This is a genomic window from Carboxydothermus islandicus (genome assembly GCF_001950325.1).
Lineage (GTDB): Bacteria > Bacillota > Z-2901 > Carboxydothermales > Carboxydothermaceae > Carboxydothermus > Carboxydothermus islandicus.
In genome coordinates, this window is sequence record NZ_BDJL01000035.1 from 121,757 (window position 1) to 128,954 (window position 7,198).

A 7,198-nucleotide genomic window follows, 5' to 3' on the forward strand; every position below is an offset into this window, starting at 1 on the left:
CCACGGCTTTTTTAAAAAGGGGGTTTTAAAATGGATTTTTTTAGCCAGCTTGCCAACTACAGCTTTCCCATGGCAGTAGCGGCTTTTTTACTGGTAAGAATTGAGGGAAAGTTAGATGAACTTAATAAATCCCTGACCGAATTAATCAGCGTGATTGCCGGTAAGGATCTGTCTTAAGGCTAAAGTCATGCGGGGAACGTCAATTTTCATCGGGCAGCGCTCCTGGCAACGGCCGCATCTAAGGCAAACATAAGCCAGGGGTGCTGCTTTTTCTATACCTCCCGCCACAAAAGCTGTCCAAATGGAGCCGATACCGCCTAAATACTTATAGCCGTAATAGCCGGCGGTTAAAGAAAAGACCGGGCATTCATAAAGACAACCGCCACAGCGCAGGCACAACAAAGCTTCTTTAAAAGTTTCGTTTTGGGATAGAGCAAGGCGGCCGTTATCGAGAAAGATTACGTGAAATTCTTTTGGGCCATGGGCCCCGTAAGTGGTAACCTTTTCGATGTCACCGGTTTTACTGGGACCGCTAATGATATTAACGTATGACGGTACCGTGTACTGGGCATAACGCCAGGTAACTTCTGCCGTTTTAAAAGCGTCGTCTAAGGTGGGAACAAGTTTTTCCAGGCCAACGATGACGATATGCACCGGAGGAGCACCGGTGGCCAGGCGGCCGTTACCTTCGTTTTCAATGATAAAAATTGAACCGGTATCGGCTGCGACAATGTTGGCACCGCTTATCCCGATATCAGCTTTAAAATACTTCTCGCGCATGAACTCCCTGACAGCTGCTACTTCTGCGGCAATCTCTGGAGGAATTTCTTTTTCAAAAAAAGCGGAAAAAAGCTTTGCCACCTCTTCCCGGGGAATATGAATCGCCGGGGAGAGGATGTGCATTGGACGGTCATTTCTGAGCTGCTGGATAAACTCCCCCAGGTCCGTTTCCCAGAGGGTGTTTCCTTTCTCTTCTAAATGTTCTCTTAAACCGATTTCTTCACCTACCATCGATTTTACCTTGACGATTAATTTCCCGGTGCCAACAATTTCGGAAACAATTTTTAACGCCTCACTACCATCCTTGGCTAAATAAGCTTTGCCGTGATTTTCCTCGATGCTTTTAGCGGCTTTTTCGTAAAGAACTTGTAAGTTGGACAATGCTTGAAGTTTAATTTCTCTTACTTCACGAGCCCGTTCTACCGTGTGGGGAAAGCGGCTTAAAGCTTTATTTACGTTTTCCCGGTAGGATTTTACCGCCCGGCTTAAAGCTAAGTTAATGTTGGGGTTGTTAGCTGCCTTAACCAAGGTTTCTGCTAAGGTGGCTAAATCTTTTTCCAGGTCTACCATTGATCTCACCTTCTTTAAATAAGAATTTCGGTCAAATCTTTCACCGGAAGATTAGAGTATTGCGAGAGGTTAAAATAACAATAAGGACAGGCGGTAACTATTTCTTCACCACCGCTTTTTTCAAGTTCATGAACCCGTTGTTTGGCTAAAGCTTCTGCCAGTTCCGGAAATAAAAGCTTGGTAGCACCACCACAGCAAGTAGTAAATTTTCCGCTTTGCGGAAGCTCTATTACTTCGCTGTAACCGCTTTTCTTTAAAACTTCCCGGATTTCGGCAAATACATCGAGTTCCCGGGCTAACCGGCAGGGATCGTGGATTACGATTTTTTTCGTAGGGGCTTTCGGGGAAAGTTTAGCAAAATTAGCTGCTAAAAATTCCGGCATAGTATAAACTTCAAAGGGAAAGTCAACAAAGTCAGGATAAACTTCCCGCAACATTTCCGCAGCATGGGGAGAAGCAACGATAATTTTTTTAATTCCCCGGCTCTTAAAAATTTCTGAAAGTTTTCGGGCAATTTCCCGAAGGTCATTTAAGTAGCCGTATTCGTATAAAAGCGCTCCGGCGTATAACTCTTCTTCTCCCAGGTACTGGGGAACAATGCCCAGAGAGTTTAAAATTTGTACATGTTTTCTAAGAATATTGGCGGTTTTATCCCGGTCTCTGGCTAAAATTCCGGCATAAATTTTTTCCGGATTAAAGCCAAACTTATCCACCAGGTTTCTTAGGCCAAAAAGGATTTTTTTGCCTGAACCTAACTGGTTCATGGTTTTAAGGGCTTTTACCAGACTATCAATGTAAGGGAGCATCTGGTATTCGGTGCCGGTATAAAAAAGATATTCACTGTCATGGGAAAAGTTAAGTCCCTCGGCCCACGAAGTCAGTTCTCGCCCTTTTAACCCCAGAGGATTTTTGTATTTGAGGATGTTCTGACGGACCAGTTCAATGGTGGCCGGGGGAGTTATTGAAATTTCCAGCATGAAAATCCCTTCCTTTATTCTTGTGCTCAACTTTATTAAAGGAGTTTACACCAGAAAATGTCAATAAAATTGGAGATTGTGTTATGTATACTTAATCTGGAGATTGGAAGTTGGAGGTTAGAAGTTGGAGAAAAATACAAGTAACTTAAAAATCGTTAATTCTTCAAGGTAAAAGAAGGAAAAGGAAATTAAAATGAAGAAAAAATAAGGGGTGATGAAAATGAACTACCTGGATGTTTTAAAGCTTACGGTTTTGGCAGGGGAAATAATGATTAAAAGCGGAGCGGAAATTTACCGTACGGAAGAGGTAATGGACCGGATTGCTAAAAATTACGGGGTAAAATACGTGGAAAGCTTTGTAACTCCTACCGGAATTTTTTGTGCCATTGAAACCGACGAAGGACAGGTTTTTACTACTGTTCGGCGGATAGAAAGCCGGGGTTTTAATTTAACGAAAATTGATAAAGTCAATGATTTTTCCCGCCGCCTTGCCAGACGGCATATTCCTGTGGAGGAAGGCATCGCCGAACTTACTAAAGTAGCCCGGGAAAAAAGTGAATATCCCAGGTGGTTAAAAGTCCTGGCAGCTGGCTTTGGGGCCTTTTTTGCTACCGGCTTGATTGGCGGTCAGGGCCTGGAAATGGTGATGTCCCTGTTTATTGCTATGCTGGTGCGGAGCTTTATAATAGCAATCCCGGACCTTGGTTTATTTCCCTTTTTCCTTGATTTAGTGGGAGGCTTTCTTTCTACTTTGCTGGTGGTAGTAATTTCAAAGTTTTATCCCATTTCTTTAGGGGTTACCGTGGTAGGAAGTATCATGCCTTTTATTCCGGGGATGAGCATTACTAATTCCATCCGGGATGCTATTGCCGGGGACTTTTTAGCCAGTCAGGCCCGGGGGCTTGAGGCATTTTTAAGGGTTATTGCGTTAGCGGTCAGTGCAGCGGTGGTTTTAGCTTTTCTAACATAGAAATGGGGTATGGAAGATGGACGTTTTGTATGCTTTTTTTATTTCTTTTTTCTTTGGTATTTTATTTAATGCGCCGATGGAAAGTCTCTTTTACGGAGGATTAACGGGAGCCGGAGGTTATCTTGTGTACACGATTGCGGGCCAAACCCCTTTGGCCGGAGTGTTTTTTGGTTCCCTTACCGTGGGGGTCCTTTCGGAAATTTTAGCCCGTCTCAAGAAAAAGCCAACCATAATCTTTACCACTACCGGCCTTATACCGCTGGTACCGGGGAAGCTTGCCTACGATACTATTACTGCTTTTATCCGGGAGGATTTTAGCTTAGGGGTGAGTTTGGGGTTACAAACGTTTTTTAGCGCCGGGGCGATTGCTTTGGGGATAGCCATTACTTCTTCGGTCATGCGGCTTTATAAAAAAGCCACCCAAAGGAGGCAGTGATGTTTTTAGATTTTTTTTACCCCAAACCCCGGGTTTGTCCCCTCTGCCAAAAGCCAATGCCCCAAAGGGAGTTCTGTAAAAGCTGCCGGGAGTTTATAGAAAAAACCCGCTTTAAATGTCAAATTTGCGGGCGGATTTTACCGGTAGAAGTAATGCTTTGTTCTGACTGCCGGAAAAATTTATTTAGTTTTACCAGAGCCTCCGGTCTTCTCCCTTATACCGGTCCGGTAAAAAAAGTATGGCTTTGTTTAAGTATAAAAATAAACGGTACGTCTGGGAGGAGCTCTATGACCTTTTAGCAGAACACTGCCGTAAAAACCTGGGGGAGGAATTTGACTTAATTGTTCCGGTACCTCTATACCGGAAGAAATTAAAAGAGAGAGGCTACAACCAGGCGGAGATTTTGGCCCAGAACCTGGCCCGCCGGTTAAAATTACCCTTGGGCCGTGACATCCTTATCAAGATTGAAGATACCCCGGCCCAGGTTAAACTTGGTTATTTTGAGCGGAGAAAAAACCTTAAAGGAAGCTTTGCAGTAAAGGAAAGATTTACCGGCAGGGAAAAGATTCTTTTGGTTGATGATGTTTTTACTACCGGGGCTACCGCTCAGGAATGTACCCGGACTATGCTTCTGGCAGGAGCTGACAAAATTTATGTTATTACCATGGCAACTGCTGTAAAAAAATAGCATTTTAGCAAAGATTATGCCAGAAAAAATTTTGAAAATTCATTTGCCAATAACTTATCCACAACAAAACCCCCGATTTTGTTAGTTATCAACAGAGTTATCCACAATATCAACAATTTTGCTTTTCCACAAAAAATTTTTTTCCAACTTTTTTCGACAGATAAATTAGTCATTGACAAAACATTGTTAAAGTGCTATTCTCAATACAAAGAACGTGAGTCGCTTGGGGCTTGCGTTTAGTAAAAAGTTTTAAGGAGGAATTGGTTTCATGCAAGGCAAAGTTAAGTGGTTTGACCCAAAGAAAGGGTACGGTTTCATTGAGAGAGAGGATGGCGGCGACGTATTTGTCCACTTTTCGGCCATCCAGGAAAAGGGTTTTAAAACCCTCGAAGAAGGTCAAAGGGTGGAGTTTGAAATTGTGGAGGGTGCCCGCGGGCCACAAGCGGCTAATGTCGTAAAATTATAAGGGCATTTAAACCCCAGGGATAATCTCTGGGGTTTTTTAGTAATTATAATGTGGGGAGCTGGTTTTCAAGGTTGCTGGTTAAAATAATAAAAAAGGGGGTATTTCCATGAATGTTCAAGTGCGGGGTAAAAATATCGAGGTCACTCCTGCATTAAAGGAGTACGCCGAAAAGAGACTTTCCAAGCTGGAAAAGTATTTGCCGAAAATTGATGTGGTGCATGTTACGCTTTTGGTGGAAGGGGATTTACATAAAACCGAAGTAACGATACCGGTAGCCGGATACCTTCTTAGAGGTGAAGAGGAAAGCCCCGATATGTATTCATCCATAGATTTGGTGGTAGATAAGTTAGAAAGGCAGGCCAAAAAATATAAAGAAAAGCTTTACGCCCGCTTTAAAAATAATAAAAATATTGCAGCAGGGGAGCAAAGCGCCGAAACTACCACTGAACCGGATAATGAAATTAAAATTGTTAAATCCAAGCGTTTTGCGATAAAACCCATGTCTCCGGAAGAAGCGGCCATGCAAATGGAGCTTTTAGGGCATTCGTTCTTTGTCTTTACCAATGCGGATACCGAGGAAATAAATGTGGTATATAAACGGCGGGATGGGAAATACGGTTTAATAGAACCGGAGGTTTAAAAAAATTTGACAAAGGTCGGGAAACGTGGTAGAGTTAGAGCAAGGCTTTATGCCGAATAAAATTTTCAGGAGGCATTGGATCGATGCAAGGAAAAGTGAAATGGTTTGACCCGGCCAAAGGATACGGGTTCATCGAAAGGGAAGATGGCGGCGACGTGTTTGTCCATTTTTCCGCCATTAAGGGCAACGGGTTTAAAACTTTAGAAGAAGGCCAAAGGGTAGAGTTCAAAATTGTTGAAGGTACCCGGGGCCCGCAAGCGGCTGACGTCGTAAAACTATAAATTGCCCGCAAAACCCCTCCGTTTACCGGAGGGGTTTTTTAACGCCTAATTCAGGGACGGTTCTGATATTTGCGTCTATACGCCAAAAAAAAGAACCGTCCCTCTTTTTGCGGTAGGAACGCCAAAAAGGGGGACGGAGGTTTGAAGATAATTTGGATTTTTTAGATAATATGAGGTGACATGCAGGAAAATTGCGGATTATAGAGAATTATATCTTATAGTTGTGAGAGGAGGATATCAGTGGCAGTTTTAAGTAAAGAGCAGTTAGCGGAGCTGGAAGTTTTGCTGGGGCGCATTAAAGGGGTAAATGCGGCCCGGGTGGTTTTAGATGCGGAGGGGAAGGTTGATGAAATTCACCTTCTGGCTGGCAGTAGTCGAAGCCCCAAGCAGATAGTACGGGATGTAGAATCGGCTCTTTTGGCTTCTTTCAACATTGCTATTGACCATAAAAAAATCAGTATTGCCCAGGTGGAGGGCGGTGATACTGAAGACGATTCCCGGGAGGAAATCCGGCCCCAGGTAGCTAAGGTCGATATGGCTTTGGAGCAAAATATAGTGCGGGTCAATGTGGAATTAACCATCGGGGAGTCTAAGATTTCCGGATCGGCGGAAGGTCCCGCTACCTCGCAAAATAGAAAAAGGCTTCTGGCTATAGCTACCGTTTGTGCGGTGGAAAATTTCTTAAATAAAAACGGGATATTTGTAGTGGAAGATGTGCAGGAACTGTACATATCAGGGAAAAAAGCGATGGTGGTGGCAGTGGCTGCCATTTTGGGCCGGGAGGAGGAAAACTACCTGGGAGCAGCCTATGCCAACGGGGATGAGAGGGAAGCGGTAGTTAAAGCAACCTTAGCCGCTATCAATAGAAGACTTCGCTTTTTTGTAGAAAAATAAAAGTTTAAATAAATTTTAGAGAGAGATAAAATTTTTTCTTCAATGCAGGTGTTTTGCTGGTGGAAGGACCGACATATCCAAAAACCGAAGCAAGCGCTTCGAAGCCGAGCCCGAGCGGAATACTGCCTGTCTGCCGTTTAGCCGAGGGCGGATAGAGCTTATTCGTAAGGGAGGGCGTTTTCACCATGACCGCAAGAGTGGTTAAAATTCTGCTGGCGATTGTCAGCTTAATCATCGCCGGTGGTGCGAGATTTTCTGCTTAACTTTTAAAATTATAGTTATGTCGGTCCGTTTAGAATATTTCCAGAGGTGAAGATATGCAAAAATTAAATAAAAAGGTTTATGTTTACTACATAATCATAGGGATAATAGGTATTTTTTTTAATTAAAAGTTATATTCTTGAAGTTTTGAATTTAAATAAAAATTTTTTAGCCTTTATCGTCTTTATATTTTTTGAAACAATTGCTGAGAGATTATCAATAAGAATGCCAAAAT

12 protein-coding genes are annotated in these 7,198 nt (G+C 43.0%); 9 read left to right on the plus strand and 3 right to left on the minus strand.

The window, feature by feature from the left end; translation table 11 throughout:
• Positions 1 to 30: 30 nt before the first annotated feature.
• Positions 31 to 177: a YvrJ family protein gene (locus ciss_RS06320; protein WP_075865437.1), complete on the plus strand. Its 147-nt coding sequence runs from the start codon at positions 31 to 33 to the stop codon at positions 175 to 177.
• Here ciss_RS06320 and ciss_RS06325 read toward each other — a convergent pair.
• Complete coding sequence (locus ciss_RS06325) at positions 142 to 1,350, minus strand: LUD domain-containing protein (protein WP_075865438.1); 1,209 nt, start codon at positions 1,348 to 1,350, stop codon at positions 142 to 144. The genes ciss_RS06320 and ciss_RS06325 overlap by 36 nt on opposite strands.
• A gap of 14 nt (positions 1,351 to 1,364) precedes the next feature.
• Complete coding sequence (locus ciss_RS06330) at positions 1,365 to 2,327, minus strand: (Fe-S)-binding protein (protein ID WP_075865439.1); 963 nt, start codon at positions 2,325 to 2,327, stop codon at positions 1,365 to 1,367.
• A 220-nt stretch (positions 2,328 to 2,547) separates the two neighbouring features.
• On the opposite strand from ciss_RS06330, the gene ciss_RS06335 reads away from it, so the two are divergent.
• The 8 genes from ciss_RS06335 to ciss_RS06370 all read left to right on the plus strand — a co-directional run bounded on the left by ciss_RS06335 (position 2,548) and on the right by ciss_RS06370 (position 6,702).
• Entirely contained in the window at positions 2,548 to 3,297 is a 750-nt protein-coding gene (locus ciss_RS06335; protein WP_075865440.1) for a threonine/serine exporter family protein, read from the plus strand.
• A gap of 16 nt (positions 3,298 to 3,313) precedes the next feature.
• Entirely contained in the window at positions 3,314 to 3,733 is a 420-nt protein-coding gene (locus ciss_RS06340; RefSeq protein ID WP_075865441.1) for a threonine/serine exporter family protein, read from the plus strand.
• Entirely contained in the window at positions 3,733 to 4,032 is a 300-nt protein-coding gene (locus ciss_RS13300; RefSeq protein ID WP_075865442.1) for a double zinc ribbon domain-containing protein, read from the plus strand. The genes ciss_RS06340 and ciss_RS13300 overlap by 1 nt, the downstream gene beginning before the upstream one ends.
• The gene (locus tag ciss_RS06350) at positions 3,972 to 4,421 is read left to right on the plus strand and encodes a ComF family protein (RefSeq protein ID WP_075865443.1); all 450 of its coding nucleotides are present in this window, start codon (positions 3,972 to 3,974) and stop codon (positions 4,419 to 4,421) included. Before ciss_RS13300 ends, ciss_RS06350 begins: the two co-directional genes overlap by 61 nt.
• A gap of 268 nt (positions 4,422 to 4,689) precedes the next feature.
• Positions 4,690 to 4,887 carry a cold-shock protein gene (locus ciss_RS06355; protein ID WP_011343103.1) on the plus strand — a complete coding sequence of 66 codons (198 nt, stop codon included), beginning with the start codon at positions 4,690 to 4,692 and terminating at the stop codon, positions 4,885 to 4,887.
• A gap of 106 nt (positions 4,888 to 4,993) precedes the next feature.
• The gene (gene hpf, locus ciss_RS06360; RefSeq protein WP_075865444.1) at positions 4,994 to 5,527 is read left to right on the plus strand and encodes a ribosome hibernation-promoting factor, HPF/YfiA family; all 534 of its coding nucleotides are present in this window, start codon (positions 4,994 to 4,996) and stop codon (positions 5,525 to 5,527) included.
• Positions 5,528 to 5,610: 83 nt separating this feature from the next.
• Positions 5,611 to 5,808: a cold shock domain-containing protein gene (locus ciss_RS06365; protein ID WP_075865445.1), complete on the plus strand. Its 198-nt coding sequence runs from the start codon at positions 5,611 to 5,613 to the stop codon at positions 5,806 to 5,808.
• Positions 5,809 to 6,048: 240 nt separating this feature from the next.
• On the plus strand, positions 6,049 to 6,702 hold the full coding sequence (locus tag ciss_RS06370) for a hypothetical protein (RefSeq protein WP_075865446.1): 654 nt from the start codon (positions 6,049 to 6,051) through the stop codon (positions 6,700 to 6,702).
• Between the two features lie 4 nt (positions 6,703 to 6,706).
• Here ciss_RS06370 and ciss_RS13175 read toward each other — a convergent pair whose 3' ends face one another.
• On the minus strand, positions 6,707 to 6,937 hold the full coding sequence (locus ciss_RS13175) for a hypothetical protein (protein WP_143298498.1): 231 nt from the start codon (positions 6,935 to 6,937) through the stop codon (positions 6,707 to 6,709).
• Positions 6,938 to 7,198: the final 261 nt, after the last annotated feature.

Coding starts and splice junctions, on each gene's coding strand:
- ciss_RS06365 (WP_075865445.1), top strand. CDS start 5,611: ATGCAAGGAAAAGTGAAATGGTTTGACCCGGCCAAAGGATACGGGTTC.
- ciss_RS13175 (WP_143298498.1), bottom strand. CDS start 6,937: ATGATTAAGCTGACAATCGCCAGCAGAATTTTAACCACTCTTGCGGTC.
- ciss_RS06320 (WP_075865437.1), top strand. CDS start 31: ATGGATTTTTTTAGCCAGCTTGCCAACTACAGCTTTCCCATGGCAGTA.
- ciss_RS06325 (WP_075865438.1), bottom strand. CDS start 1,350: ATGGTAGACCTGGAAAAAGATTTAGCCACCTTAGCAGAAACCTTGGTT.
- hpf (WP_075865444.1), top strand. CDS start 4,994: ATGAATGTTCAAGTGCGGGGTAAAAATATCGAGGTCACTCCTGCATTA.
- ciss_RS06355 (WP_011343103.1), top strand. CDS start 4,690: ATGCAAGGCAAAGTTAAGTGGTTTGACCCAAAGAAAGGGTACGGTTTC.
- ciss_RS06330 (WP_075865439.1), bottom strand. CDS start 2,327: ATGCTGGAAATTTCAATAACTCCCCCGGCCACCATTGAACTGGTCCGT.
- ciss_RS06340 (WP_075865441.1), top strand. CDS start 3,314: ATGGACGTTTTGTATGCTTTTTTTATTTCTTTTTTCTTTGGTATTTTA.
- ciss_RS06335 (WP_075865440.1), top strand. CDS start 2,548: ATGAACTACCTGGATGTTTTAAAGCTTACGGTTTTGGCAGGGGAAATA.
- ciss_RS13300 (WP_075865442.1), top strand. CDS start 3,733: ATGTTTTTAGATTTTTTTTACCCCAAACCCCGGGTTTGTCCCCTCTGC.
- ciss_RS06350 (WP_075865443.1), top strand. CDS start 3,972: ATGGCTTTGTTTAAGTATAAAAATAAACGGTACGTCTGGGAGGAGCTC.